Below are 26,665 nucleotides of genomic sequence, written 5' to 3'. Positions count from 1 at the left end.
AATATCGCTATGAATAAAATGAACGCCGTTAAATTTTTATTATTCCTCATTCCTATTTTTTTATTCTCTTGTGCTTCAAGGGAAAAAATTGCTTACTATCAAAATATAGATCAGGTTTTGGGATCTGACTCAAGCGTCTCTTTCAACACCAAGTTGCAGCCAGACGATTTATTGATGATTGTTGTAATGGCTGAAACTCAGGAAGCAGCCGCGCCTTTCAATCTTCCTTCTTTGCTAACGCAATCTACTACTGAGCTGGATAATCAACAGCTTCGTATCAGTAGCTATTTGATCGATGTTAATGGCGATATTCAATTTCCTGTTATTGGATCCATACACCTTGGCGGACTGACAAGAGCCGAGGCGAATGCAAAATTGGTCGAAGTGCTGAAAAAATATATCACAGACCCTAAGATAAATCTCCGCATTCTTAACTATAAGGTTACCGTCAGCGGAGAGGTCTTGCAACCCGGCATCAAAACTATATCCAGCGAACGTATCACTCTAATTGAAGTACTGGCCATGTCGGGCGATCTGACACCTTATGGAAAAAGAGATAATATCATGATCATCCGGGAAAAAGACGGTAAAAAGGAAATCGGGCGCGTAGATATTACCAAAGCTGACTTTATCAATTCTCCTTACTATTATCTTTCGCAAAATGACCATGTTTATGTTGAGCCTAACAAAACTAAAGTAAACGCATCCGCAGTTGGTCCGAACACAGGAATCATCATTTCTGCCATTTCGTTACTTCTCACCGTAGTAGCCCTTATAATTCGATAATTTATGAATAAATATCCCGACTCTTCCATATCAGAAAGTCAAGAATCTGACTTCAGCATCAGAGAGCAGCTAGAAAAATACCTTATCCACTGGAAATGGTTTTCTTTGTCAGCATTTCTAGCGTTGTCCATAGCGTTTGTTTATTTGCGGTATGCTACACCACTTTATAGAGCTAATACAACTATCTTAGTAAAAGATGATAAAAAAGGGGGACTCTCTTCTGAGCTTTCTGCCCTTTCTGACTTGGGAGGCTTCGGCGTTGCTAAAAGTAATATCGATAACGAAATAGAAATCTTGAAGTCGCGCACTCTGATTGAAAATACGATTAAAAATTTAAAATTGAACGTGTCATATATCACTCATGGTCGTGTAAAATCGGCAGATATTTATTCCTCGCCAATTATTTTAATATTTTCACCTACAAAATTGCTTTCAGACCAAAATAAAATCTTTAAGTTTAATATAACTTCAGTAAGCAACACCACATATAAATTAACTTACGAAGAGAAAGAGCTTGGAATTTTTAAATATAATTCTATTGTCAATATTAGCAGCGGAAAAGTAAGCATTAGCAAGACTATTTTTGCTGTAGATGAATCGAATCAAAGTTTTGAAATTGATTGCATTTACAATCCAATAGCTAGGGTTACGGCTGGTTTTAAAAGCAGGCTAAATGTAAATACATTAAACAAAACATCGAGCGTGGTAGAATTGGCATTTATTGACCCAGTCCCAGAGAGAGCTGAGGATTTTTTAAATACATTGGTTGAACTTTACAACCAAAATGCCATTGAAGATAAGAATCTGGTAGCAGAAAAAACGTCTCAATTCATCAGCAAAAGGTTAGAGTTTATCACTAGCGAACTTTCTGATGTAGAACGTGATGTGGAAGGTTTCAAGAATCAAAATAGTCTTACCGATATTGAATCTGAAACCAAATTGTTTTTAGAAAATGCTTCGGATTACGAGAAGCAGAAAATAGAAACTGAAATACAGCTTAACGTTGTTGCCTCGATGATTTCTTTTCTAAATGGCAGCAAGCCTGATGACTTGATTCCTACCAACCTGCTTTCTGCCGGCAACGGATCTGAAGCTGGAAGTCTCATTACTGAATACAATCGAATAGTAATTGAACGTAATCGTATTGCGGCCGGCGCCACGTTGGAAAATCCGGTAGTTCAAAATGCTGACAAGCGAATTAATGCTCTGAAATCTAATATTGCTCAAAGTTTGTCGAGAATGCAATCTTCTTTAACCATTAAGAAAAGAAATCTGGATCACGAAGGTGCGCAAATTGGAGGTAGAAAAGCGCAAGTACCACGTTTGGAACGCGAATTTAGAATTATCGACAGGCAACAGAAAGTTAAAGAAGCTTTGTATTTGTACCTTTTGCAAAAACGAGAAGAAACGGCTTTAACATTGGCTGCCACGGAACAAAGTGCGAAAGTCATTGATGCCGGACTGAGTTCTGATATGCCGGTTTCTCCAAAGAAAATGATCATTTATCTGGGTGCCCTTATTGCTGGTTTGCTAATACCTTTTGGGTTTATTTACATCAGTGATTTGTTGAATACTAAAATTAAGAGTCGTCTCGATATTGAAAAACGTTTGCAAATTCCATTTTTGGGAGATGTGCCTCGTTCCGAATCGCATGAAGAACTAATCAGCATTAATAGCCGATCTAGCTCTGCGGAAGCAATTCGTATCGTAAGAACCAATTTAGAATTTATGCTTTCGACTGTCACACACGACAAGGCGAAAACCATTTTTGTGACTTCGACTATTCCTGGTGAAGGAAAAACATTTGTTTCTGTAAATCTTGCCGGAACTATCGCGCTGTCAGGTAAAAAAGTATTATTAGTAGGAATGGATATTCGTAATCCAAAACTTTCAGAATATCTTCCTATTAATCCACAAGGAGTTACCCATTACTTGACAAAACCGGGTTCTCAAATTTCAAGTTTTATCACTAAGCTGGACAACTATGAGAATTTTTATGTGCTGGCATCTGGCGCCATTCCTCCAAATCCGGCTGAGCTTTTAATGAGTAATAAACTTACTGAAATGTTCGAGGAATTGAAGAATGATTTCGATTATATTATAGTAGACACTGCACCAGTTGGTGTTGTAACCGATACTGTATTGATTGCCCAAAACGCTGATGCTTTCATATATGTGGCAAGGGCAAATTACCTTGACAAACGCATGCTTCGTATTCCGGATATGTTCTATAACGAGAAAAAACTTCCAAATATGTCGATGGTCTTGAATGATACAAAAATCATGAAAAAAGGTTATGGATATGGTTATGGATACGGATATGGCTATGGTGCTCAAGAAGAAGTACTTCCTTGGTACAAAACATTTTTTAAAAGAAAATAGTAATTAGATAATTTTGGTACATAGATATCAACAAAAAGGCATCCGAAATTGGATGCCTTTTTTATTTGCTAGAATATTGGGAGATGTTTTATGTAAATAAATTTAGGAAATACTGACTTATTTTAAGGCCAACAATTATTTATAACCTAAAAAAATCATTTCTTCGGATCGCTTCTTTTAGCGCATCTGAATTATTTATTTCTAATTTTTTATGGAAACTTTTCGTATGGTTTTCATGGTGAACGTCAGATCCTGTAAAGTCTATCATGCCTTTTTCGAGTAATTGCTGTGCTACTTTTGCAACACTTTTTCCATAATAACCTACTGCAGAAAGCAAATTTAATTGCAACAAGCATCCCGCTTTTTTTAGTTTTTTATATTCATCAAAATTCGAATGATAAAAAAGATAACGTTCGGGATGGGCCAAAATCGGCTGGTATCCTGTGACTCTTATTTCGAAAAGAATATCATAAAGTTGCATTGGCGGATTGATATAAGACATTTCTACCAACACATAATTTTCCTTTACAGTCAGTAACGGCCCTGATTCTATCAATTTAGAGAACGAATCGTCCATCATGTATTCTGCGGCAGCTCTAAAATATGAAGTGTGGCCTCCAAGCTTGAGTTTTTCGGAAGTTTCGAGTGCGAGGCTTTCAATGCCTTCTTTTGTGTTGTCCCAAATGTTGTTAATGATGTGCGGCGTGGCCGTAAATTGCTCAAAACCGAAGCTTTTCAACGAATTTATCAAAGAAACTGTTGTTTCAAAGTCTTTTGATCCATCATCTATGCCGGGTAGCAAATGAGAATGTATATCGATATAACCTTCAATGAGGTCTTTTAAAATAGGTTTGGCTTTTGGGAAGAAAAACAAAATGCTCAGAATTTAAGGATTAAACAAATTTAACGCATAAAAATGACTTTTCTTACACTTTTGCGAACAAGTGAATTTTTATATGTGAAATAAATTTAGAAACTTTATAATCCTAGCAGAATTGCTATATTTGGGCAAGCATTTTCTATATATTAATTGTGCTCAATAATGAATCAAGAGGTCATTCTTAACGCATCAGGAATTTCAAAACAGTATCGACTCGGAAGCGTTGGTACTGGTACGGTCAGCCATGACTTGAATCGATGGTGGGCGCGAATTCGCGGTAAAGAAGACCCGTATTTGAAGATTGGCGAGGTGAATGACCGAAGTACGAAAGGGGAATCTGATTATGTTTGGGCTTTGCAGGATATTAATTTCGATGTTTACAAAGGCGAGGTCTTGGGCATCATCGGAAAAAATGGCGCCGGAAAATCAACCTTATTAAAAATACTTTCCAGAGTAACCGCGCCGACAACCGGAAGCATTAAAACAAGAGGCAGAATCGCATCTTTGTTGGAAGTTGGGACTGGGTTCAATGGCGAAATGACCGGGAGAGAAAATATTTTTTTAAACGGAGCCATTCTCGGCATGACTAAAAAAGAAATTCAATCCAAAATCGCTGAAATTATAGAATTTAGCGGATGCCAGAGATATATCGATACACCGGTAAAACGTTACAGCTCGGGAATGACCGTTCGGCTGGCTTTTGCTGTTGCTGCCTTCTTAGAGCCCGAAATATTGGTTATTGACGAAGTGCTTGCCGTGGGTGATGCAGAATTCCAGAAAAAAGCGATCGGGAAAATGCAGGATATTTCCAAAGGCGAAGGGCGTACCGTTGTTTTTGTGAGCCATAACATGGCGGCTGTGAAAAGCTTGTGTACCAGAGGGATTGTGATGGAACATGGCGGGATTGTATTTGAAGGTGGGATTGAGGAATGTGTCAATAACTATCAAATCAGCAACCTTGATCAAACTGAATACTATGTAGCGAATTCTGTCAAAGAAATTTACATTAAAGGAGCGAAACTAAAGGCAAGTTCTAACAATTTTTACAGTGATGAAAGTATCGCGTTTGTTATTGAAGTAGCTAAAAATATCAAATTTTCAAGACATAAATTTTTACTAGTCCGTGTAATGGATCACCTTGATCAAGTTTTATTCTCGTCTGAAACGGAATTAGACTCGAATAAAGATTTATATAATTTTATAATTCCAAGTCATACTTTAGTTAAGGGAAATTATAAGATGAATTTCATAATTTATCATCCAGCTGTCGCACAATATGACAATGTTATTGAATTTTGCTCATTTGTCATACTTGAAAATATTAAGGCTTTTTCACATCTAGAAACTTTCGACATCGGCAAAATCTATATTGAGGGAAAATGGGAGTAGTAAATAAGATTTTAAAGTTTTTTGGTTTTTTACCAAAAAGCAAGATACAAGACAATCATTACCTTTTTTATACAAAAGATATTTTAAAGAATAAGAACTTTACGATAGGAGACTACACATACGGCCGGCCGAATATCCTATTTAATGAACCAACTGTTCAATTGCGTATTGGTAAATTCTGTTCCATTGCTGACGAAGTGACAATTTTTTTAGGTGGCAATCACCGTGTGGATTGGATTTCAACTTATCCCTTTAACATTTTATCGGACGATTTTCCAAACGCAACAAATATTAAAGGACATCCCATGACAAAGGGAGATGTTACCATAGGCAATGATGTTTGGATAGGAAATAGAGTCACACTACTATCAGGCGTAACAATTGGAGATGGGGCTGTTATTGCAGCTGGAGCAATTGTAACGAAAGATGTTCCATGCTATGAGATTTGGGGTGGAAATCCAGCAAGATTTTTAAAAAGGAGATTTTCAGACGAACATATTGCTATGCTACTAAAAGAAAAATGGTGGGAATGGGACATTGAGAAAATAAATAGAAAAGTGAAGTCTCTTTGCGCTGCTCCCGATAATAATTTTTTAAACGAATCAGGAGATGATCAAATTGTATAGAAAGATTAAGAAATATTATCATATAGGTTTAGATTTTTCTAAGAATCAAACCATAATTGATGCGACGAATAAAATTGAAGCTGAGTTGAACAAGCAACCATTAAGGAGCGATGTTATAAATTTTTTACTGAGTAAAAGGAACTTTAGCGAAACGACTTATCTAGAAATTGGAGTACGAGACCCGAAGGATAATTTTAATAAAATAAAAGCTGCCGTCAAATATAGTGTTGATCCCGGAATAGAATTCAAAAAAAACCCTGTAAGCTTTCCCTTCACGAGTGATTCATTCTTTGAGAAGTTGTCGAAAAATGAAATTTTAGATGAAAACATTAAATTTGACATCATATTTGTGGACGGCCTTCACTTAGCCGAACAAGTAGAAAAGGATATCCAAAATTCGTTAAAGTTCATAAAGGACGACGGCTTTGTTGTTCTTCATGATTGCAACCCGCCAACTGAATATAACGCGAGGGAAGATTATTATTCTAGAATCCACAAAATTATGGGCTACTGGAATGGAACCACATGGAAAGCATTTTTTAAATATAGAAAAGAAAAAAGCCTTCATTCGTGCTGCGTAGATACTGATTGGGGTATTGGAATATTGTCAAAGGGATCTGCGATAGGAACTCCAGCAATAACTGATAATCCATTTTATGAATATAATGTTTTAGATGCTACAAGGAAAGACAGCCTAAATTTGGTATCATTTGAAGATTTTAAAGAAATGATAAATAATATCTAGTTACTTTCAATGCTTGCCATAGTAATCCCATATTACAAAATTAATTATTTCAGAGACACACTAACCTCTTTAGCGAATCAGACCTGCAAAAAATTCAAGGTTTATATTGGAGATGACGCAAGTTCAAATAATCCTGAATTTCTTTTACAGGATTTTGTAAATATTTTTGAATGTGAATATTTTCGATTTGAAGAAAATCTAGGAGAAAAATACCTGACGAAGCAATGGGAACGATGTATCGATTTGACGGCGGATGAAGCCTGGATTATGATATTGGGTGATGACGACGTTCTTGGCGAAACGGTTGTAGAAGAGTTTTATAAAGGTTTAGAACGGCCTAATTTTGCTTCTAATGTGATAAGGTGTGCAACTATAGTAATTGATGAGCAAAACAAAACGTACTCAGATTTATTTACACATCCTGAACTTGAAACTGGAATAGAATTTTCAATACGAAAATTAAAACATGAAACAAGAAGTTCATTATCTGAATACATTTTTAAAAAGGAAACATATCGCCGGCATAAATTCACACATTTTCCTTCCGCATTTTATTCTGATGATAAGGCTTGGTTTGATTTTTCAGAAGAAAAGAAAATTCTATCACTTAACGAAGCAGTAGTTTATATTCGAGTTTCTGACTTCAGTCTATCAGGATCTTCTTCAAACAAAATAGCTAGAGAGGCGGAATGCCAATATTTGCTATTAATCTATGTGCATCAATTTCATAAACTAAATTCAAGCGAAAAAGGGCTATTGCTTATCAAACTTGAGGATACATTTTATTTCAACAAATTCAAAGATATTAAGGTTTTATATAAATTTTACTTTCGATGTCTGCTGTATTTCAAATTTGATAAGTTGATTAAATCTCACAAGAAATTATTCCGAAAATTATATCATTCTTTCGACACTTAACATTTGCCGGAAATAATCTTTAAGTTTCAAATAATTTTCAGATATTAGCCTGAATTAAATTAAAATCGATTTTGTTATCCCCAGCATTTTTTGCTTGCAGAACGATTTTTTTAACAACCCTTTATTTTTTTTGAAAATAAGTAATTTGTTTTGGTTTCTTGCAAATTGCTTTTCGATTTAAAATTATTGTTTCTAATACCACCAATAGCATTTTAATGATAATCAAGCTGAAGAAACGATTTAAAAAAATGGCCATTTACTTTTTTGATCCCTTTATCAAAAAACTCGGCTACACCTCAGAAAGCGAAAAAGACGGTTTGCTTACTACTTTGTACGGCAATCTTAAAAAAATTGGTTTTGAACCGAAGCACATTGTGGACGTAGGTGCAAATCGAGGAACTTGGACAAGAAAAACCATGTGCTTTTTTCCTGATGCTTATTATACATTGGTTGAACCACAGAAAGAACTTAGCAATTATTTTAAAGACCTTCTTTCAAAACCAACAGTTATTTTTTATCCTGTTGGTGCTGGATCAAAATCAGAAACCTTAAAATTTACGTTTGCGGATCGAGATGACAGCAGTTCGTTCGTTTACAATCAAGAAGATGTTATCAAACGCGGATTTGTCCAGAAAGATATTGCGATCAAGCCTTTAAATGAAATTCTTCAAGAAAATGCCGAATGGCCAGTTCCTGATATCATAAAAATTGATGCGGAAGGACTGGATATTGATGTGTTAAAAGGAGCCAGCAATTATTTTGGTAAAACTGAAATTTTTATGGTAGAGGCTGCCGTTTTTGAGAAAGAATTTCAGAATAGCGTATCAACAGTTATAACATTTATGGATGAGATTGATTATAAACTGTTTGAAATTACCGATTTAAATAGACCTTTTCAACCTCAATTTTTGTGGCTGATGGAAATGGTTTTTATTAAAAAAGGAGGTTTAATCGATTCTTACAAAGTAATTTGATATGATCAGCGTAACCAAAACTTTTTTACCTCCAATCGCTGAATATACGGCACAACTCGAACGCGCTTGGAACAAAAATTGGATCACGAACCGTGGTGAATTAATCGAAGAATTAGAGGAAAAGTTAAAGTCTTATCTCTCGTTATCGAATATCATCATTACCACCAATGGAACTATCCCATTGCAAATTGCATTGAAATTGCTTGGAGAAAAGGGAGAAATTATTACTACGCCATTTAGTTATGTAGCTACATCCGCAGCTATCGTTTGGGAAAATTGTACGCCGATTTTTGTAGATATCCATCCTAATTTTTTGACCATAGATGAAACCAAGATCGAAACTGCTATAACCGAAAAAACAACTGCTATATTGGCAACTCATGTTTTTGGCAACCCATGTGCTGTGGAAAAAATAGAGAAAATCGCAACAAAACATAATTTAAAAGTCATTTATGACGGAGCCCACGCTTTTGGAGTTTCCTATAAAAATAGATCGTTACTATCTTTCGGCACTGTTTCAACTTGCAGTTTTCATGCGACGAAAATTTTTCATACAGGAGAAGGTGGCGCAATGATTACAAACGACACCGCGCTTTATGAAAAACTTTTTTATAGCCATAATTTTGGACACAAAGATTATATTGAATTTAGTGGTTTGGGAATTAACGGAAAGGCATCTGAATTGCAAGCTACTATGGGGCTCTCGGTATTGCCACATTTTCCGCACATATTAGAAGAGCGAAAAAAAATTATAAAAAGATATACTGATTTTTTGAATTTTTCAAAATATAGAACATTTGAATTGCGACCGGAAACACAATGGAATTACAGTTATTATCCAATCATTTTTGAAACAGAAGAATTACTGGTCTCTACACTCCGAAAATTAAACGAGCAACAAATATTCCCGAGACGTTATTTTTATCCCTCGCTCAACACTATCGATTATACGAAAGGTAATGTCATGCCGATTTCTGAAAGCATTGCTTCAAGAATCGCTTGCCTACCGCTTTATGTTGGGCTCACTCCTGAAGAACAAGATCAAATTATATCCATCCTAAATTCGTTGTAAATGAAAGTAGCGATCATGCAACCTTATCTTTTTCCTTACATTGGTTATTTTCAGCTAATCAATGCAGTAGATGTTTTTGTGGTGTATGATGATGTGAATTATATTAATAAAGGTTATGTTAATCGGAATTCAATTTTGGTAAATGGAAGAAAATTTAAATTTACTTTTTCGATAATAGGAGCGAGTCAAAACTCGAAAATATCTGAACTTAAGTTTGACTTATTTTCAACAAAATTTTTGAAAACCATAAAAATGGCTTACTCTCATGCTCCTAATTTTAATTGTGTATTGCCAATAATTGAGGAGGTTTTTCAATTTGAAAATAAAAATGTTTCAAAATTTTTAACCAATTCGTTGCTTAAAATTTGCGAATATCTTCAAATTCAAACAAGAATTTTAGTTTCTTCGGAACTACAATTAGTATCGGACAAAAAAGCATCTGACCGAATTATTTCCATCTGCAAGTGGATTGGAGGAACTACTTATATCAACGCTATCGGAGGGAAGATGCTTTATGACGCCACAGAATTTGAGAGAAATAATTTAATATTAAAATTTCTTAAATCAGACGATATCGAATATAAACAATTCGCAAATTTGTTTGTTCCATGGCTTTCTATAATTGATGTGATGATGTTTAACGACGTTCTTGCTATTAAAAAAATGCTGAATAATTATACTTTAAATTAATAATATGAATACAATCGATTGGAATTCTTTTTGGAATAATTACCGTGCTCTGGAATCAAGAACTGAGAGAGATCTTTTTTTTCAAGTTGGCAAAACAGTCAATAAAGAACCTGTTTCAGAGGCTGTTTTTAATGCCGCTTTTGAAGATATAGTTGATAGCCTTTCGATCAAGTCTAAGGATACTGTACTCGAGATGTGCTGCGGTAATGGTTTAGTGACTTTTCCATTAAGCCAGATTACATCTAAGATTTATGCATTTGATTTTGCACCACATCTTATTGAGGCAGCAAAAAGACTTAAGCAAAACAATACCATTGAATATAAAGTTGGTGATGCAAAAGCAAGTTTTTTAGATCTTTTTTCGATATCTCAAATCCCAAATAAATTTTTAATGAACGATGCTTTGGGTTATTTTTCCCCCAATGAACTTTTGGAAATTCTTCAATATATTATAGCCAAGGCACCGCGATTTTCCTTTTATCTGACCGGGGTACCAAATGATGCACTTAAGTGGAATTTTTATGACACTGACGAACGAAAAGAAACTTATTTAAAAGGAGTGGAAAATGGCGATGAATCAAATAATGGTATGGGAAGATGGTGGAAAAAATCTGATCTTCTGCAAATTGCAGAAGGGTTGGGATTAAAAATAACATTAAAAAACCAAATCTCAACCATTTCTAATTACCGAATGGATGTTCTTTTTGAAAAAGAATAGTTATCAATTGAAAGATGCCAAAAGAGATATTATATTATAAAGACACCCAAATCTTGACGCTCGACGGTGTCCTAATTCCTGTCGTTGATCAAACTAGTTCAGATGTACCGCTAGTTTGTGTTGATTTAATTACGTATAATCAAGAAGCGCACGTTGCGCAAGCAATTGAAAGCATTTTGATGCAACAAACTGATTTTAAGTTTGTTTTGGTTATCGGTGAAGATTGCAGTACTGATTCTACACGAAGCATTGTAAAAAGCTACCAACAAAAACATCCAGAAAATATCATTCTTAAACTTCCTGAAAAAAATCTCGGAATGCTTTATAATGAAACCACAAATATTGCCTTGTGCCAAGCGAAATATATTGCCTGGTGTGAAGGAGATGATTATTGGAGCGATCCCTTAAAATTGCAGAAACAAGTCGATTTTTTAGAAAGTAATCCTGATTATATATTGAGTTTTCATGCGATGAAAGTTTTGGAACCCAGCGGTAAGTTAGTGCCAGATTATATTACAATTGTTCCGGAAAACCACGAAACAGTTATTGATCTTGCCCGCCATGGAAATTATATCCACACGCCTTCTGCAATGTTTCGAAATATTATTAAAGATTTTCCATTTGAATACTACGAATGTTGCGTGGCTGACTATTTTACATATATGATGCTGGCGCAACATGGAAAACTTAAAAAATTAGACGATGTTATGGCGGTATATCGCGTTGGCATCGGTACCTTTTCAGGAGAAATAAGAACCAAGCGTTCTCGTTATAACGTGAATCTATACACGGCTTTGCTATCTTATTTGACGGATGAAACCCAAAAAAAATTAATTTATAATCATTACAAAAGCGCTGTCGAAAAATTAGAAAAAAGCATCCATAAAGATTATACCACGGTCTTTGTGTCTTCTAATCCCTTTTTTCTGACTGTAAAATACATCCAAAATTATTACCACGAACCGCAAAAAATTATTAATAAAATCAGGTCTAAACTTTTTAAAGCAAAGAAAAAAACATAGAAACCTGATACACTAAATTCAGTTTCCCCATGATAAGTGTAGTCATCCGTGCTAAAAATCAAGCGCCTGCGCTCGAGTTTCTTCTGAAGAATCTGAAAGCGCGATATTCTGAAGATATCGATGAAATTATCGTTATAGATAACCTGTCAAATGATAATTCAGAGAACATTGTTGCTGAACACCACGCTTCATTTGTCACCATACGAGATTTTAGCTATGGTGGAAGTGCCAATTTAGCGGCACAAAGTGCCAAAAATCCAATTGTGGTTCTCTTCAGCGCCCATTCTTATCCAGTAAGCCATGATTTTTTTAAGGTAATAAAAAAACAGTTTGAAGGAAGAGAGGATTTGGCAGGAGTTCGATGTTTACATCAGCCCAATGATTACAGAAATTATATCCAAAATATTTCTGCCGAAATTGATCCCAATAAATCGGGATTAATTTTTAGCGGTTCCGCATTTTATAGACCCATTTGGAAAAAGATTCCATTTGATGACAGCGTTGCGACTTTTGAAGATAAAGATTGGACTGTGAGAGTTTTAAAGGCGGGGTACAAAATTGAATTTGCGCCGGCCATTTTTTCTTATGAAATCAAAAGAACACGTAAGCAAATCTTTCAGCGCTATAAAAATGATATTATTGGAAATTTCCAATTGTGGGGACAAAAAGTTACTTTTAAAAATGCGATACATCAATTTTTAGGATCATCATTTAATTTGGTAAAAAGCTTTTTTATTGATTTTTATTATATAGTATTACGTTTTGTTTTTTTGGTTAAGTTTGTTTTTCAAAAAAAAAATAATTAGCAATCTGCTGGCTAAATGAAGAAAATAATTTTAATAGGTTCAATCTCTGATTTTGGTGGAAGGGAAGTTGAAGTTAACACTCTGATTCACATACTGAATAAAGATTACAGAGTAAATCTTTTTTCTACCATAGAGATGACTAAAAAAACATTTGCCCTTAAAGAAACGAAAATAGATTGGAGCACCTTAAATGACCAATTATTAAAAATAAATTTTTTTATAAGGATGCTTGCATGGTTAACAAAGAAGAAGAGCAATTCAAATCTACCGTTAGGTTGTTTTATAAGCAACAAATTAAGCAATCAATTATTTGACCTAAACAAATTATGCCTTAGAGTTATAAAAAAAGAAATTGATAATGTTGACTTAGTATTATTTTGTGGCGTTTTCACCAACGGATTTTTTAAAGAGATTGTAGAATATTGTAGCATTCAAAATAAAATAATAATATTTCGAACCACAGGCACAGTCAGCGAAATTCCTGAAAGCTTAAAAGAAACACTAAGAAAAATATCAAAAATCATAATACATTCTGAAAACAACTCACAAATTTTTAAAACAAATAACCTCAACAATATTAAAATTATTGATCAAACCACACTTTTAGAAAAAGATCTGCTCCGTATTAAAATTGGAAACACTCCTGAGTTGATTTACGGATATTTAGGTCGCTTTTCAAAAGAAAAAGGAATTTTAGAGCTTCTTGCAAATTTTAAAGAAAGTGAAAGGCAACTTCACATCGCAGGAAGTGGGCCTCTTGTACATGAGGTTAAAAATTTGTGTGAAAATAACGTGAATTTTAATTTTTCAGGAGCACTTTTACCTTCTGAAATTGCTTCTTTTTTTTCTAAAATTGATGTACTAATTATTCCATCGCACGAAGAATCTGGACCATTGGTTGGCGTTGAAGCGATGGCCGCCGGAAAAATTATTTTATCTACAAGGGTGGGTGCGATGATGGACCGCACGAACAATACGCAAAATCAATTTTGGTTTGACATAAACGATAAGCAATCTTTACTGACTTCTCTAGAAGCAATCGAGACCTTAATTGGTGAACGACTGATTTCGATTCGAAAAGAGTTGCGAAAAAAATACATTGACAATTATTCGAAAAGTAAAGTCGATTCAGAATATTTGCGTTTGATTGAAAATTTACAACAAACTCAATGAAAATCCTCTTCGTTGCCATACCAAACCATCATTTTTTTCAATGGGTCAACCAGTTGGAAGGAGCAGGGCATGAAGTTCACTGGTTTGATGTTACTGACGGAAGCGACTTTGTAGAAAAAATCAACTGGGTTCATCAGATACGAGGTTGGAAAATGCGCTATGATTTTCCTTTTCGATATCTTATCAAGAAACGTTTTCCGAAAATTTATTCTTTATTGCAAAAACTAAATGAGCGAAAAGTAGCATCGCAGTTTGAAAAAACCGTGATACAATTGCAACCAGATTTGGTTCATTGTTTCGAAATGAACTTATCAGGAATTCCTATTTTAGAAGTCTTAAATAAATATCATGATTTGCCTTTAGTGTATTCCTCCTGGGGAAGCGATCTTTTCAGTTATGCGAAACTTGGATTAAAAAGGGAAGCTGTGGAGTCGTTTCTCTCTAGAACTAATTTTTTGATTACCGATTGCCATCGCGATTTTGAAATTGCAAAAAAGCATCATTTTTCAGGTCAATATCTTGGAATGTTTCCTGGAAACGGCGGCATTTCGATCCCTGAAAATGTTATAAAAGAATGTAAAAATAGGACTTGTATTTTGATCAAAGGCTATGACGACCAATTTGGGAAAGCTCTGAAAGTGATTGAAGCATTGGAACTTTTAGATATCAGCGTATTTAAAAATATTAAAATTGCGGTGTATAGCGCTGAAAAATCGGTTGTGTTAAAAATGAAAAGTTCGCCATTTTTCAATAGTTTAAATTGGAGTTATCACTCAAGGGATGCATTTTTTGAAAACCAAAAATTATTAGCGTTGATGGGTGAGAGTATTTTGCACATCGGCAATAGTATCTCTGACGGCATGCCCAATGCGCTTCTCGAAGCCATGGGAATGGGCGCATTTCCTATTCAATCGAATCCTGGTGGTGTAACAGAAGAAGTTATTCAAAATGGTGTAACGGGATTGCTTATTGAAAATCCAATGGACAGCAAAGAAATTGCCCAACATATTGAAACGGCTTTACGTTCCTCCTCGCTTCGCGAAAATGCGCAAGATTATAACATAAAATTTATTGAAACGCATTACAACCGCCAGCAATTGAGATCTAAAATTGTAGATTTATATCCTGCAATAGCGCCAAATAAATAATCATGGAAGTTTCTTTTTTAATAGTAACCAAAAATAGGCCTACCGAATTAGACTTGACCCTGCAAAAATTAAAGGCATTGGTTGATCTTAAAATTCACGAAGTCTTGGTTTATATCGATGGTTGTGTGGCAACGGAAGCTCTGATTGGCAAATATCCGTGGGTAATTTGGGACAATTCTACTAAAAGTTTAGGAGCAAGTCCGGCGCGAAACTTCCTTTATAAAAAAGCTTCCGGCTCTGTTTTTATTGGACTTGATGATGATGCACATCCTCTCAGCAAAGATTTTATTGTTGCTGTTGAACGAGAATATTTAGATAATAAAAAATTAGGGATTATTGCATTTCAAGAAGTCAGAGGGGTTTTTGACACTGATGAAAAGGCATTGGAGAATGCAAATTATAATCAAAATTCACATCTGACAAACGACTTTGTGGGCTGTGGTTTTGCCATTTCAAAAGAAGCTTATTTTTCAACAAGAGGTTTTCCAACTTGGATTGATATTTACGGAGAAGAATCTTGCTTGGCAATTGAGGTTTTAGAAAATAATTATGACATTTTATACCAACCAAAGATCGTTGTCAATCACCGCGTTGATGTGCAAAAAAGATTATTGACGGGGCGCAACTATTTTAGATTTGAAAAACAGCTTAAAAATACCTTTAAATATTATTTGGCTTATTATCAAAATCCAACTTTTAAAATTGCAAAGATGTTGCGTCACAATTTTATGAAGTATGGATTGCAAGATTTTCGGTATTTCCGATTGTTTTTTAAAAGTGTTTTCAGCGTCTTGATCGGATTGCCAAAACTTCCTGCGTATCGGAAACCAATATCCAAAGCGACTTTCCTGAAAATGAAGAAACTTAAAGGATTGCACTATTAAATTTAATGATATATTTGGGCTGTAAAAATTAACGATTTTATTTCAGCATGCTTTTCAATTCCCTCGACTTTGCGCTCTTTTTTGTTGTCGTTTTTGCATGCTATTGGATGTTGCAACGGCGTCTTTTCTGGCAAAACGCATTGTTGCTTTCGTCTAGCTATTTTTTTTACGCTTGTTGGGATTGGAAATTTTTGTTTCTCCTCGTTTTTTCCACTTTGCTGGATTATTTTTCTGGAATTTTAATCGAAAGAAGCACACATAAAAAAACACGATTATTCTGGCTTTGGCTCAGTATCGGTTGCAATTTGGGATTTTTAGGCTTCTTCAAATATTACAATTTTTTTATCGCTTCGTTTCAAGAATTGCTCTCTAATTTTGGACTGCACGCGAGTACTTGGACACTCCAGATTATTCTGCCCGTCGGTATTTCATTTTATACTTTTCACGGACTTTCGTATGTTATTGACGTCTATAAAAAGCGAATCATTGCAGAGCGAAACTTTGTGGATTATGGATTATTTGTTTCTTATTTTCCATTATTAGTTGCTGGTCCAATTGAGCGCGCGACCCATCTTTTGCCCCAATTAAAGCAAAAACGCACTTTTGATTACCAAAAAGGCGTGGACGGACTTCGGCAAATTCTTTGGGGGCTTTTTAAGAAAATTGTAATAGCAGATAATTGCGCCATTTATGCCAATGAAATTTTTAATAACTCAAATCATTACTCCGGAAGCACGCTGGTTATGGGCGCGTTATTTTTTACGTTTCAGATTTACGGAGATTTTTCGGGTTATTCTGATATTGCTTTGGGAACTTCCAGATTGCTTGGAATTGAATTGCTGAAGAATTTCTCTTTTCCCTATTTTTCCAGAGATATTGCAGAATTTTGGCGAAGATGGCACATTTCCTTGTCGTCTTGGTTCAAAGATTATGTTTATATCCCGCTAGGAGGAAGCCAGGGAGGCAAATGGTCGCAAATTAAAAATACCTTTATTGTTTTTTTGTTAAGCGGTTTTTGGCACGGCGCAAATTGGACGTTTATCGCTTGGGGTTTTTTAAATGCGCTTTATTTTTTACCGTTGTTATTGCTCAACAAAAACAGAAATCACATTGAAATCGTTGCGAAAAACCGAGTATTTCCAAATGGTAAAGAACTATTTCAAATCTGTTGTACTTTTGGACTTACGGTTTTTGCTTGGATATTTTTTAGGGCGAATAATTTAGAACACGCATTCGATTATATAAAAGGTATTTTTAGCTCAAAATTGTTTTCACTGCCCGAAGTACGTCCCAGCAATGTGATCGTCTTGATATTATTTTTCATATCAATAGAATGGTTTGGTCGAAAAAATAATTATGCTCTCGAAAATTTTGCACTGTCTTGGAGCGCTTCTTTTCGATGGGGTTTTTACATCATATTACTAATTTCTCTATTTATTATGGGCTCTAAAGCTCAAGAGTTTATTTATTTCCAATTTTGATATGAAGAAATTTTTGAAACGTCTTTTGATTTTTACAGTCCTTTTTTTTGTTGTGGACAAGCTGTTTTATATTTTTATTTACCTGTCTCCCAACTATCAAGTTGATAATAGAATTGAAAAACTTTTGGAAGGAGAAATAAATAAAGAAGTCATAATTTTAGGTTCTTCGCGAGGTGCAATGAATATAATGGCCAACCAATTAGAAGCGCAAACAGCGAAATCTGCTTATAATATTGCCTTTCCGGGATCAGATGTGACCTTTCATGACTTTATATTAAAAACACTTTTGAAATTTAATAAAAAACCTAAGATTATTATTTTTGCTTTGGATTCGCCTTCAGAATTGCTCCCGACAGCATCAATCAACTACCGATTTGACCGTTTGTATCCTTTGGTTAAATATGATTATATAAATCAAGAATTAATAAATAAAGGGGATCGAAATTTTACATCTTGGTTTTTATGTTTGTCCAGACTTAATAAAACTAATCTTTCGCTCAAAAGAAACAGTACGAAATTTGATAATGTGCAGCCTGATGGTTCGACTCCGTTGGATTTTGAAAATCCAAATTTTAAAGCTGATTACATTTTGTCTGTCGGAAATTATGAGATTAAAGACGAATCTGATGAAAAACGGAAAGCTTTTAAGTCCATTTTAGACCAATGCCAGTCAAATAATATCAAGTTAATTTTTGCTTTTTCTCCTAATTTTCAAATCTATAACATCGCTTTTGAGAAAAGAATGCGCCAGTTTAAAACCCCGAATTCTTCATTTTTTGTTTATGATTCTTTAAATTCTAGTTATAAAGACGCTTCTAATTTTTATGACGAATCACATTTAAACGCAAAAGGTGCTAAAATTTTTACGAGTGAACTAAGTAATTACATAAATTTGAACCAATAAAGACTTCAATCAAAAAAGATGGCGAAAAGCATAGGATTTATACCACTTCGAAAAGGTTCAAAAGGAATTAAAAATAAAAACAAAAGGAAAATTGCCGGACGACCGCTTTTTTCTTGGGTTCTTACCGAAGCCTTGTTTTCAGAATTAGATGAAGTTTACGTTTTTACGGATGATACCGAAATAATCGATTACATCAAAGCGGAGTATTACTGGAATTCTAAGATTAAAACCGTCCTTCGTTCGGAAGAAAATGCGGTTGATACTTCTTCTACCGAAAGTGCGATTTTTGAATTTTGTTCCAATGAAGCTATTTCTTTTGATATCTTCTGCTTGTTGCAAGCGACATCGCCAATGACAACTGCAACTGACATCAACGCCTGTCTTGATAAAATTAAAAAAGATAATTTCACTTCAGCATTGACTGCAGTAAAAACCCATCGTTTTATTTGGAATGCTGACGGAACCGCAAAAAACTATGATGTTTTCAATCGACCTCGCCGTCAAGATTTTGAAGGGCTTTTGGTGGAAAACGGAGCCGTTTATGCCACAAAAAAGGAAGCTCTTTTTGAAAGTAAAAACAGAATCAGCGGTACTGTTGGTGTTGTAGCAATGCCCGAAGAAACGCTCGCAGAAATAGACAGCATGACTGACTGGAAGATTGTGGAAACTTTACTTTTTGAAAGGCAAAAAAGAAATAAACGACCAAATCGTATTGATCATTTGGTTTTGGATGTTGACGGCGTTTTTACAGATGCCTGCGTATATTATGATTCTGAAGGCGAAATGGCCAAAAAGTTCAACATGCGCGACGGAATGGGATTAGAAATTCTTCGCCAGCATGATGTTTCGGTTATCGTGATTACTTCTGAAAATTCGGAATTGGTCAAACAACGCATGAAAAAATTAAAAATTGAAAACGCCTTTTTTGGCGTGAAAGATAAATATTCGTTTCTTCGCCACTTCGCGATGGATCGGGCGATTTCGTTTAATTCTATGGCTTATTGCGGGGACGACGTTAACGATCTTGCCAACATCTGCTCTGTGGGTTGGTCTTTTGTTCCACAAGATGCGGTAATGGAAGTGAAACCGCATGCTGACCTCGTTCTGGCCAATAAATCTGCAGAAGGTGCCATTAGAGAATTGTGCGAATTTATAATAAAATACAACCAAAGATATGAGTGAATTTAAGAAACCTTATGTGATCGCCGAAATCGGATGCAATCATAAGGGTGAAATGGACATTGCCAAAGAATTGATTAAGATCGCTAAAATCTTCTGCAATGCCGATGCCGTAAAATTCCAAAAAAGACATAATAAAGAGCTTTTAACCGAAGAACAATATAACACGCCACATCCCAATCCAGCCAATTCTTATGGATCTACTTATGGCGAGCACAGAGAATATTTAGAATTCAGCGCTTCACAGCATCAAGAACTTAAAGAGTATTGTGCCGAAATTGGAATTACATATTCTACATCGGTTTGGGATTTGACTTCTGCCAAAGAAATAGCTTCGCTACAGCCCGAATTTATAAAAATACCTTCGGCCTGCAATAACAATTATGAAATGTTGGAATGGCTTTGTGAAAATTACAAAGGCGAACTACACATTTCAACCGGAATGACTACGAAAGATGAAACTGATGTTTTGGTCGATTTTTTTACAAAACACAACAGAAATAAGGATTTGGTTTTGTACAACTGCACGTCAGGATATCCAGTTCCGTTTGAAGATGTTTGTCTTTTAGATATCAAAATTCTTCAAGAAAAATATGGTAACAAAGTGAAACATATCGGGTTTTCCGGGCATCATTTGGGCATCGCCGTGGATATTGCCGCTTTTACTTTAGGAGCCAATATTATTGAGCGACACTATACAATTGACCGAACTTGGAAAGGAACAGATCATGCGGCATCCTTAGAACCAATGGGACTTCGAAAACTTACTCGAGATTTAGCGGCGGTTTATAGCGCGCTAAATTACAAAGCAAAAGATATTTTGGATATTGAAATGGTCCAGCGAGAGAAATTGAAGAATAGAAAAGCATAAGATTTGATGAATCAAAAGAAAAAAATATTCCTATTTCTTCCCGATGGCGTGGGTTTGCGCAACTTCGCATTAACACGATTTAAAGACGTGGGCGAAAAAAACGGCTTTGACATCCAGTATTGGAACAATACTGTTTTTTCATTGGAAGACCAGCTTGGGTATTCTGAAGTTAAAATTGACAGCACCAAAATCCATCCAATGACTCCGGTCTATAGCCGAGCCCGAAAAAGGATTGAGCTCAATATCTTTGATAAAAAATTTAAGGAAACGGTTTACAATACCTATAATTTTCCACAAAGCTACAGCGGTATCAAGAATCTTTTTAAAAGCCTGATTGTCGATACGCTGGTTACTTTTGGCTCTAACCAAAATGGCTTACAATATGTTCGGAACAAAATTAAAAGTAACGAACGAACCACTGAAAAATATGCGCTTTGCAAAGCACAGTTAAAAGAACATCGTCCGGATTTTGTTTTTTGCACCAATCAACGTCCAACTCAAGCTATCAGCGCACTTTTGGCGGCTCAAGATTTGGGAATTCCAACTGCGACATTTATTTTTTCTTGGGATAATCTTCCTAAGGCAATGACTGTGGTGGAAACCGACTATTATTTTGTGTGGAGCGAACACATGAAAATGGAGCTTTTGAAATACCATTCTTATGTTGATGCTTCCCAAGTTTTTGTCACCGGAACACCGCAATTTGAAAGCCATTTTGACCGTTCGCTTTTGCAGACCAAGGAAGCTTTTTTTGAATCGCACCAACTGGATTTAAATAAAAAATACATCTGTTATTCTGGCGATGATATAGTGACTTCTCCGCTAGATCAATTTTACCTTGAAGATCTTGCCAAATCCGTTATTGAATTAAATCAAAACGGTTATAATTTAGGAATTATCTACCGAAAATGCCCGGTTGATTTCACAAGCCGTTATGATGAGGTATTGGAAAAATATAAAGACGTGATCGTTTCCATTGATCCGCTTTGGAAACCCATCGGAACCAGCTGGAATGAAATTATGCCTACAAAAGCAGATTTTGCATTACAGGCCAATGTTTGCGAACATACTGAATTTGTTGCCAATATTGCATCTTCAATGGTATTTGATTTCGTGGCGCACAATAAATCGTGTCTGTTTTTTGACTACGAACAACCACAATTAAAAAAAGGAATCAGAGATATCGGACAGAATTACAAGTACATTCATTTTCGTTCGATGCCTTCTAAAGAAGCGGCCTTGTGGTGTTATGACAAATCAAAACTAACTGCTATTGTGCAATCTATTTTAGATGGAAATTCCTCGAATGTAACTGAAGGGAAAAAATGGTTTGATACAATTGTTGGCGAAAAACCCACTGAGGCTTGCGAAATGATTTGGAATAGAATTAAAGAATTGACAAAATAATGCACATTGCTTTTCTAACACCCGAATATCCACACGAAAAAGTTCGTCACGCTGCAGGAATTGGCACGAGTATCAAAAACTTGGCGGTGGCTTTGGTACAAAAAGGGGTTAAAGTTTCAATATTTGTGTATTCGCAAAAAGAAATGCTGGTTCTTGAACAAGACGGCATTACAATTCACTTGATACCGCACAAAAAGTATAAATTTTTCTCTTGGTTTTTTTACCGAAAATACATTCAAAATTACCTTAACCGATCTATTTATTTAGATAAAATCGATTTGGTCGAAGCACCTGATTGGACAGGAATTACTGCTTTTATGAATTTAAAAGCGCCATTAGTTATCCGCTTTCACGGAAGCGATGCCTATTTCTGCCATTTGGAAAACAGGAAACAGAAACTGAAAAATTACTGGTTTGAAAAATTAGGAATGCAAAAGGCCAACGCTTTTATTGCGCCAACCAATTTTGCCGGAAAGTTGACAGAAGAACTATTCCATTTGAAAAATAAGGAAATTCGAACCATTCATAACGGAATACAATTGGATGTATTTTCAAATCAGGAGCCTTCCATTTTTGAAAAAGGACTACTGCTTTATATTGGAACCATAATCCGGAAGAAAGGAGTTTTTGAATTGCCCGACATTTTTAAACGAGTAGTTTCGGCTTTTCCCGAAGCCAAACTGGTTCTGATTGGTTCGGATTCTTTTGATATCCAAACCAATTCAAAATCGACATGGGAAATATTGGAGAGACAATTTGATGAAACCTTAAAAGAAAACGTGACTTACCTTGGAAAAATACCTTATGAAGAGGTAAGCGAATACATAAAAAAGGCGAATGTTTGTATCTTTCCAACTTATGCAGAAACATTAGGCATGGTTACCATCGAATCGATGGCGATGCAAAAAGCGGTTGTCAACAGCAATATTGGCTGGGCGAACGAACTTTTGGTTGATGGAGAAAGCGGTTTTTTAGTGCATCCAGCTTCTCATGACGCGTATGCTTCAAAAATTACTATGCTCTTGAAAGACAAAAAGTTAGTTGAAACCATTGGAGAAAATGCCAAAAAACGTGTTGAAATGTATTTCGACATCGAAAAGGTAGCACAGCAAAATATCGATTTTTATAAAAGACAATTATGATTTTATTGTGCCATGAATATGACAGGATTGTTTCTGTGTCTAATTCGTTAGACGGATCTGCTGTTGCCATAAGATCAAAACAACCTTCGGAGGCACTGTTTGAAATAGCTCAAAAATATCCTGAAGAATTAGTGATTTGGTATCACGTCTCTCAACAAGGAAACTTAAATTTTGAAGCTTTTGATTCTATTTTTCACCATAAAAAAATCATGGCTTCTTTTCATCCGACTGAAAATTATTTGCTTGATGCCATCGGTTATGTGGATCAATCTCCATTTATAAAATTGCCGAAAAACGTCACTTATCCCACTTTTCAAATGAGCAGTTTGGTTGGAGGAATCCATGCTTCCGTTTTAAACTGCAATCCTTTTAAAAACAGCGACGCATCTTTTGATTATTTCTTAAATTCGTTGGCCAAACAATTTATGCGCGTTGGCTTATTTTGTTATTCCGAACCCCGGTTACTTTTAGAAAATCGAAATACAACAAATAGCAAGTCCAATTTTTATGACTTATTTCGCTTTACGAGACAACATTATAAAACCAGATGGGTGTTTTTGCTTTTTTTTAATCTACTTGTTTATGAAAAGAGATTAAAGATGCTGCCTTTTTTGTATTCATTTTTGTTTAATAGGCGATTCCAACAAGATGACGTATTAGATTCAGTAGCAGTAAAGTCAAACCGAAGTAGCAGTTCTGAGCAGACGATTGATGTAATTATTCCCACCATCGGAAGAAAAAAATATCTTTATGATGTGCTAAAGGATTTGAGCGCGCAAACACATCTTCCGGTAAATGTTATTATTGTCGAACAAAATCCGTTGCCAGATAGCAGTTCAGAACTAGATTATTTAACTTCTGAACCTTGGCCGTTTCATATTGATCATACTTTTACACACCAGGCAGGTGCTTGCAATGCTAGAAATATTGCGTTATCTAAAGTCACGAGCGAATGGGTGTTTTTAAATGACGATGATAACAGGTTTGAAAATAATTTGTTAGTCGATATATTGTCTAAAATTTCCCAATATGGAATAAAAGTAGCAACTACATCTTATTTGCAACCATTTGAAGAAAAGAAAATCAAGGTAGTGCATCAATCCAGTATATTTGGGTCTGGAAATAGTTTTTTAAATAAGAGTATTCTAGAAAAAGTGAAATTCGACAGTAGGTTTGAATTTGGTTACGGGGAAGATAATAATTTTGGACTCCAGATGAAGATTGAGGGTTATGATGTCATCTATTTTCCTGACCCTTCAATAATACACTTAAAAGCTCCGAATGGAGGATTTAGGGTTAGTTTTTATAAGCAGTGGGATAACGAAGAAATAAAGCCTTTGCCCTCGCCGACTATAATGTTGCTGAAAGATTTACATTATACAAAACATCAAATTTTAGGATATAAATTTATTTATTTTTTTAAAAGGTGGAAAAGTAACTTTTTTAAAATCAATCCGATCGTCCACTTTCAAAAATTTAATAAAAATTGGAAGTCAAGTTATTATTGGATGAATGTAATAAAAAGAGAATTATGAGCGAAAATTTGTTAAAGATTAGTTTTTTAATCACGCACTACAATCGACCTTTGGCTTTAGAACAGTGCATTGATGCTATTCATAATCTAAAAATGGCGATCAAATTTGAGATAGTTGTTAGTGATGATTTTAGCGATTTGAACGTTTTAGATAAAATAAAAACTTTCAGATATGATAAGCTCATCTTGAGCGAGAAAAATTTGGGACTTGCGGCAAACTTAAATAAAGGTATTAAAGCATGTGACGGCGAGTTTATATTATATTGTCAAGAGGATTTCCTTATCAAACACGATTTTAAAAATGTGCTCTCTGAGGTTTTTAAAGTGTTAGACCATGATCTCGACATGGTTCGATTAAGAGCGAATTATACATTTCCCAAACTGGTACAATTAACAAAAAATGTTTATAGAATCCCGAAATTTTCATTTAGAAATTTTTACTACAATGCATTTCAGTACAGCGATAATCCATTTGTTGTCAACAAGATTTTTTATGATAATTATGGATTATATCTCGAAATACGGATAGTGACTATGGCGAAGCAGAATTTGCAATAAGAATTTTTAAATCAAATGCTAGAATAGGAATTTTAAATAAAGATTACATTGCCAATTCAAATTATAACGAATCCGTCGTAAATAGGCCACCCGAACTTAAGCTAAAAAAAGCATTTAAGAAATTTAAAAGATTTGCCAGAGCCTTTCGACTACATATTGAATATTTATTTTATGATAAAAATAAACGGGGTCTTTTAACTTATACGAGGCGTAGATAAAGTGTTGATATTAGTAAAATCGAAAGTTGACTTATTATGAAATAGTAATAAAGTTAAATAAATTGTCGTTGCAAAAAATGATTTCACTTGACCTATAAACATAAATGCACAAATTTATAACTCTTACCGATTACTTAACATCAGAAAATCGTAAAAAAGTTTTTCCCTTTTTATTCGATTACCATTACTTGCGCAATCCGATCTTGGTGTCAAGTTTTAGTCAAGTTGAAGATTTTAAAAGTGCTGATTTCGCCATTTTTCCTTTAGATATTGGTTATTTTTTTGAAACCAAACAAGAGGCGGTATTATTTGAATTTATAAAAAATGCGAAAGCATTTAAAATTCCGGTTTGTGTTTATTCGGCAGGCGACTTTGGCATAACGCTACCCCAAGATATAGTTACATTTAGAATGGGGGGATTTAAATCCAACTTAAACAAAAATACCTTTATTTTACCGTCTTTTTTAAATGATCCAATCGCCGATTTTTTTGAAAATAATTGGAAAGCTAAGCCGAAATCAACATTGCCAACTGTTGGGTTTGTTGGCCATGCCAGCGGAACAATTTCTAAGTATTTAAAGGAATATCTTATTTATTTTCGACATACTATGAGAAGGAAATTTGGCTATGAATTTTCAGACAAACAGTCGTTTTTTCCTTCTAGCATCAAGCGATATAAAATATTGAAGAAGCTTGAAAAAAATAAAAAAATTGCCACCGATTTTATTTTCAGAAAAAAATATCGTGCGGGTGCAACTACGCAAGAACAAAGAGAAGTTTCGACATTAGAATTCTTTGAAAATATCAATAGAAATCTTTATACATTCTGCCTGCGTGGCTCGGGTAATTTTTCTGTGCGTTTTTATGAAACTCTTTTAATGGGACGAATTCCGGTTTTAGTGGATACCGACTGCCGATTGCCATTGGAAGAAATTATTGATTGGAAAAATCATTGTGTTTTTGCAACCGCTATTAAAATGGAATCCGCATTATTGGATTTCCACCATTCAAAATCGGAAGAAGACCTTGCTACAATACAAAAGGCTAATCGAAAATTGGCATTGGAGCAATTGAATCGAATTTGTTATTTTATCAGAGTTTTTGAAAATTTGCTGGTTGATAAAAATACAGGTTAAAAAGCGAGGCGATCGGGGCTGC

25 protein-coding genes are annotated in these 26,665 nt (G+C 34.9%); 24 read left to right on the top strand and 1 reads right to left on the bottom strand.

Annotation, left to right across the window (positions count from 1 at the left end):
• Nucleotides 1–9 precede the first annotated feature (9 nt).
• Both ACFPVY_RS15475 and ACFPVY_RS15470 read left to right on the top strand, forming a co-directional pair.
• On the top strand, nucleotides 10–786 hold the full coding sequence (locus tag ACFPVY_RS15475; protein ID WP_379793035.1) for a polysaccharide biosynthesis/export family protein: 777 nt from the start codon (nucleotides 10–12) through the stop codon (nucleotides 784–786).
• Nucleotides 787–789: 3 nt separating this feature from the next.
• The gene (locus ACFPVY_RS15470) at nucleotides 790–3,168 is read left to right on the top strand and encodes a GumC family protein (RefSeq protein WP_379793033.1); all 2,379 of its coding nucleotides are present in this window, start codon (nucleotides 790–792) and stop codon (nucleotides 3,166–3,168) included.
• A 139-nt stretch (nucleotides 3,169–3,307) separates the two neighbouring features.
• Here the strand turns inward: ACFPVY_RS15470 and ACFPVY_RS15465 are convergent, their stop codons facing one another.
• Entirely contained in the window at nucleotides 3,308–4,042 is a 735-nt protein-coding gene (locus tag ACFPVY_RS15465; protein ID WP_379793032.1) for a tyrosine-protein phosphatase, read from the bottom strand.
• 168 nt (nucleotides 4,043–4,210) lie between these two features.
• Here ACFPVY_RS15465 and ACFPVY_RS15460 point away from each other — a divergent pair, with 168 nt between their 5' ends.
• The 22 genes from ACFPVY_RS15460 (at nucleotide 4,211) to ACFPVY_RS15355 (ending at nucleotide 26,643) form a co-directional block, all read left to right on the top strand.
• A complete protein-coding gene (locus ACFPVY_RS15460; RefSeq protein ID WP_379793030.1) occupies nucleotides 4,211–5,437 on the top strand; it encodes an ABC transporter ATP-binding protein in 1,227 nt (408 codons plus the stop codon).
• Nucleotides 5,428–6,063 (top strand): CatB-related O-acetyltransferase, encoded by a 636-nt coding sequence (locus tag ACFPVY_RS15455; RefSeq protein ID WP_379793029.1) that lies wholly within the window; start codon nucleotides 5,428–5,430, stop codon nucleotides 6,061–6,063. The genes ACFPVY_RS15460 and ACFPVY_RS15455 overlap by 10 nt, the downstream gene beginning before the upstream one ends.
• A gap of 85 nt (nucleotides 6,064–6,148) precedes the next feature.
• Nucleotides 6,149–6,808: a class I SAM-dependent methyltransferase gene (locus ACFPVY_RS15450; RefSeq protein ID WP_379793028.1), complete on the top strand. Its 660-nt coding sequence runs from the start codon at nucleotides 6,149–6,151 to the stop codon at nucleotides 6,806–6,808.
• A gap of 9 nt (nucleotides 6,809–6,817) precedes the next feature.
• A complete protein-coding gene (locus ACFPVY_RS15445; RefSeq protein ID WP_379793027.1) occupies nucleotides 6,818–7,726 on the top strand; it encodes a glycosyltransferase in 909 nt (302 codons plus the stop codon).
• A gap of 248 nt (nucleotides 7,727–7,974) precedes the next feature.
• On the top strand, nucleotides 7,975–8,700 hold the full coding sequence (locus ACFPVY_RS15440; protein ID WP_379793026.1) for an FkbM family methyltransferase: 726 nt from the start codon (nucleotides 7,975–7,977) through the stop codon (nucleotides 8,698–8,700).
• Between the two features lies 1 nt (nucleotide 8,701).
• A complete protein-coding gene (locus tag ACFPVY_RS15435) occupies nucleotides 8,702–9,772 on the top strand; it encodes a DegT/DnrJ/EryC1/StrS family aminotransferase (protein ID WP_379793025.1) in 1,071 nt (356 codons plus the stop codon).
• A complete protein-coding gene (locus tag ACFPVY_RS15430; protein WP_379793024.1) occupies nucleotides 9,773–10,462 on the top strand; it encodes a WbqC family protein in 690 nt (229 codons plus the stop codon).
• A 4-nt stretch (nucleotides 10,463–10,466) separates the two neighbouring features.
• Complete coding sequence (locus tag ACFPVY_RS15425; protein ID WP_379793023.1) at nucleotides 10,467–11,180, top strand: class I SAM-dependent methyltransferase; 714 nt, start codon at nucleotides 10,467–10,469, stop codon at nucleotides 11,178–11,180.
• A 14-nt stretch (nucleotides 11,181–11,194) separates the two neighbouring features.
• Nucleotides 11,195–12,202 carry a glycosyltransferase gene (locus ACFPVY_RS15420; protein ID WP_379793022.1) on the top strand — a complete coding sequence of 336 codons (1,008 nt, stop codon included), beginning with the start codon at nucleotides 11,195–11,197 and terminating at the stop codon, nucleotides 12,200–12,202.
• Nucleotides 12,203–12,231: 29 nt separating this feature from the next.
• Entirely contained in the window at nucleotides 12,232–13,008 is a 777-nt protein-coding gene (locus ACFPVY_RS15415) for a glycosyltransferase family 2 protein (RefSeq protein ID WP_379793021.1), read from the top strand.
• Nucleotides 13,009–13,023: 15 nt separating this feature from the next.
• The gene (locus ACFPVY_RS15410) at nucleotides 13,024–14,181 is read left to right on the top strand and encodes a glycosyltransferase family 4 protein (protein WP_379793020.1); all 1,158 of its coding nucleotides are present in this window, start codon (nucleotides 13,024–13,026) and stop codon (nucleotides 14,179–14,181) included.
• A complete protein-coding gene (locus ACFPVY_RS15405) occupies nucleotides 14,178–15,329 on the top strand; it encodes a glycosyltransferase (RefSeq protein WP_379793019.1) in 1,152 nt (383 codons plus the stop codon). Before ACFPVY_RS15410 ends, ACFPVY_RS15405 begins: the two co-directional genes overlap by 4 nt.
• Nucleotides 15,330–15,331: 2 nt before the next feature.
• A complete protein-coding gene (locus tag ACFPVY_RS15400; RefSeq protein ID WP_379793018.1) occupies nucleotides 15,332–16,213 on the top strand; it encodes a glycosyltransferase family 2 protein in 882 nt (293 codons plus the stop codon).
• A 47-nt stretch (nucleotides 16,214–16,260) separates the two neighbouring features.
• Nucleotides 16,261–17,694: an MBOAT family O-acyltransferase gene (locus ACFPVY_RS15395; protein ID WP_379793017.1), complete on the top strand. Its 1,434-nt coding sequence runs from the start codon at nucleotides 16,261–16,263 to the stop codon at nucleotides 17,692–17,694.
• A 1-nt stretch (nucleotide 17,695) separates the two neighbouring features.
• Complete coding sequence (locus ACFPVY_RS15390) at nucleotides 17,696–18,598, top strand: hypothetical protein (protein ID WP_379793016.1); 903 nt, start codon at nucleotides 17,696–17,698, stop codon at nucleotides 18,596–18,598.
• An 18-nt stretch (nucleotides 18,599–18,616) separates the two neighbouring features.
• Complete coding sequence (locus tag ACFPVY_RS15385) at nucleotides 18,617–19,780, top strand: cytidylyltransferase domain-containing protein (RefSeq protein WP_379793015.1); 1,164 nt, start codon at nucleotides 18,617–18,619, stop codon at nucleotides 19,778–19,780.
• Nucleotides 19,773–20,648 carry an N-acetylneuraminate synthase family protein gene (locus ACFPVY_RS15380; protein ID WP_379793014.1) on the top strand — a complete coding sequence of 292 codons (876 nt, stop codon included), beginning with the start codon at nucleotides 19,773–19,775 and terminating at the stop codon, nucleotides 20,646–20,648. Before ACFPVY_RS15385 ends, ACFPVY_RS15380 begins: the two co-directional genes overlap by 8 nt.
• Before the next feature lie 6 nt (nucleotides 20,649–20,654).
• On the top strand, nucleotides 20,655–22,055 hold the full coding sequence (locus tag ACFPVY_RS15375; protein WP_379793013.1) for a glycosyltransferase family protein: 1,401 nt from the start codon (nucleotides 20,655–20,657) through the stop codon (nucleotides 22,053–22,055).
• Nucleotides 22,055–23,197 (top strand): glycosyltransferase family 4 protein, encoded by a 1,143-nt coding sequence (locus tag ACFPVY_RS15370; protein WP_379793012.1) that lies wholly within the window; start codon nucleotides 22,055–22,057, stop codon nucleotides 23,195–23,197. The genes ACFPVY_RS15375 and ACFPVY_RS15370 overlap by 1 nt, the downstream gene beginning before the upstream one ends.
• Nucleotides 23,194–24,732: a glycosyltransferase family 2 protein gene (locus ACFPVY_RS15365; RefSeq protein ID WP_379793011.1), complete on the top strand. Its 1,539-nt coding sequence runs from the start codon at nucleotides 23,194–23,196 to the stop codon at nucleotides 24,730–24,732. The genes ACFPVY_RS15370 and ACFPVY_RS15365 overlap by 4 nt, the downstream gene beginning before the upstream one ends.
• Entirely contained in the window at nucleotides 24,729–25,289 is a 561-nt protein-coding gene (locus ACFPVY_RS15360; protein ID WP_379793010.1) for a glycosyltransferase family 2 protein, read from the top strand. Before ACFPVY_RS15365 ends, ACFPVY_RS15360 begins: the two co-directional genes overlap by 4 nt.
• Nucleotides 25,290–25,611: 322 nt before the next feature.
• On the top strand, nucleotides 25,612–26,643 hold the full coding sequence (locus tag ACFPVY_RS15355; protein WP_379793009.1) for an exostosin domain-containing protein: 1,032 nt from the start codon (nucleotides 25,612–25,614) through the stop codon (nucleotides 26,641–26,643).
• Nucleotides 26,644–26,665: the final 22 nt, after the last annotated feature.

Origin of the sequence: Flavobacterium qiangtangense, from assembly GCF_042658345.1 — a bacterium.
In the GTDB taxonomy this organism is placed as follows: Bacteria; Bacteroidota; Bacteroidia; order Flavobacteriales; family Flavobacteriaceae; genus Flavobacterium; species Flavobacterium qiangtangense.
Note: the sequence above shows the minus strand (reverse complement) of the source record. Positions and strands in the feature narration are given on the sequence as shown.

Coding starts and splice junctions, on each gene's coding strand:
- ACFPVY_RS15475 (WP_379793035.1), top strand. CDS start 10: ATGAATAAAATGAACGCCGTTAAATTTTTATTATTCCTCATTCCTATT.
- ACFPVY_RS15470 (WP_379793033.1), top strand. CDS start 790: ATGAATAAATATCCCGACTCTTCCATATCAGAAAGTCAAGAATCTGAC.
- ACFPVY_RS15460 (WP_379793030.1), top strand. CDS start 4,211: ATGAATCAAGAGGTCATTCTTAACGCATCAGGAATTTCAAAACAGTAT.
- ACFPVY_RS15455 (WP_379793029.1), top strand. CDS start 5,428: ATGGGAGTAGTAAATAAGATTTTAAAGTTTTTTGGTTTTTTACCAAAA.
- ACFPVY_RS15445 (WP_379793027.1), top strand. CDS start 6,818: ATGCTTGCCATAGTAATCCCATATTACAAAATTAATTATTTCAGAGAC.
- ACFPVY_RS15440 (WP_379793026.1), top strand. CDS start 7,975: ATGGCCATTTACTTTTTTGATCCCTTTATCAAAAAACTCGGCTACACC.
- ACFPVY_RS15435 (WP_379793025.1), top strand. CDS start 8,702: ATGATCAGCGTAACCAAAACTTTTTTACCTCCAATCGCTGAATATACG.
- ACFPVY_RS15430 (WP_379793024.1), top strand. CDS start 9,773: ATGAAAGTAGCGATCATGCAACCTTATCTTTTTCCTTACATTGGTTAT.
- ACFPVY_RS15425 (WP_379793023.1), top strand. CDS start 10,467: ATGAATACAATCGATTGGAATTCTTTTTGGAATAATTACCGTGCTCTG.
- ACFPVY_RS15420 (WP_379793022.1), top strand. CDS start 11,195: ATGCCAAAAGAGATATTATATTATAAAGACACCCAAATCTTGACGCTC.
- ACFPVY_RS15415 (WP_379793021.1), top strand. CDS start 12,232: ATGATAAGTGTAGTCATCCGTGCTAAAAATCAAGCGCCTGCGCTCGAG.
- ACFPVY_RS15410 (WP_379793020.1), top strand. CDS start 13,024: ATGAAGAAAATAATTTTAATAGGTTCAATCTCTGATTTTGGTGGAAGG.
- ACFPVY_RS15405 (WP_379793019.1), top strand. CDS start 14,178: ATGAAAATCCTCTTCGTTGCCATACCAAACCATCATTTTTTTCAATGG.
- ACFPVY_RS15400 (WP_379793018.1), top strand. CDS start 15,332: ATGGAAGTTTCTTTTTTAATAGTAACCAAAAATAGGCCTACCGAATTA.
- ACFPVY_RS15395 (WP_379793017.1), top strand. CDS start 16,261: ATGCTTTTCAATTCCCTCGACTTTGCGCTCTTTTTTGTTGTCGTTTTT.
- ACFPVY_RS15390 (WP_379793016.1), top strand. CDS start 17,696: ATGAAGAAATTTTTGAAACGTCTTTTGATTTTTACAGTCCTTTTTTTT.
- ACFPVY_RS15385 (WP_379793015.1), top strand. CDS start 18,617: ATGGCGAAAAGCATAGGATTTATACCACTTCGAAAAGGTTCAAAAGGA.
- ACFPVY_RS15380 (WP_379793014.1), top strand. CDS start 19,773: ATGAGTGAATTTAAGAAACCTTATGTGATCGCCGAAATCGGATGCAAT.
- ACFPVY_RS15375 (WP_379793013.1), top strand. CDS start 20,655: ATGAATCAAAAGAAAAAAATATTCCTATTTCTTCCCGATGGCGTGGGT.
- ACFPVY_RS15370 (WP_379793012.1), top strand. CDS start 22,055: ATGCACATTGCTTTTCTAACACCCGAATATCCACACGAAAAAGTTCGT.
- ACFPVY_RS15365 (WP_379793011.1), top strand. CDS start 23,194: ATGATTTTATTGTGCCATGAATATGACAGGATTGTTTCTGTGTCTAAT.
- ACFPVY_RS15360 (WP_379793010.1), top strand. CDS start 24,729: ATGAGCGAAAATTTGTTAAAGATTAGTTTTTTAATCACGCACTACAAT.
- ACFPVY_RS15355 (WP_379793009.1), top strand. CDS start 25,612: ATGCACAAATTTATAACTCTTACCGATTACTTAACATCAGAAAATCGT.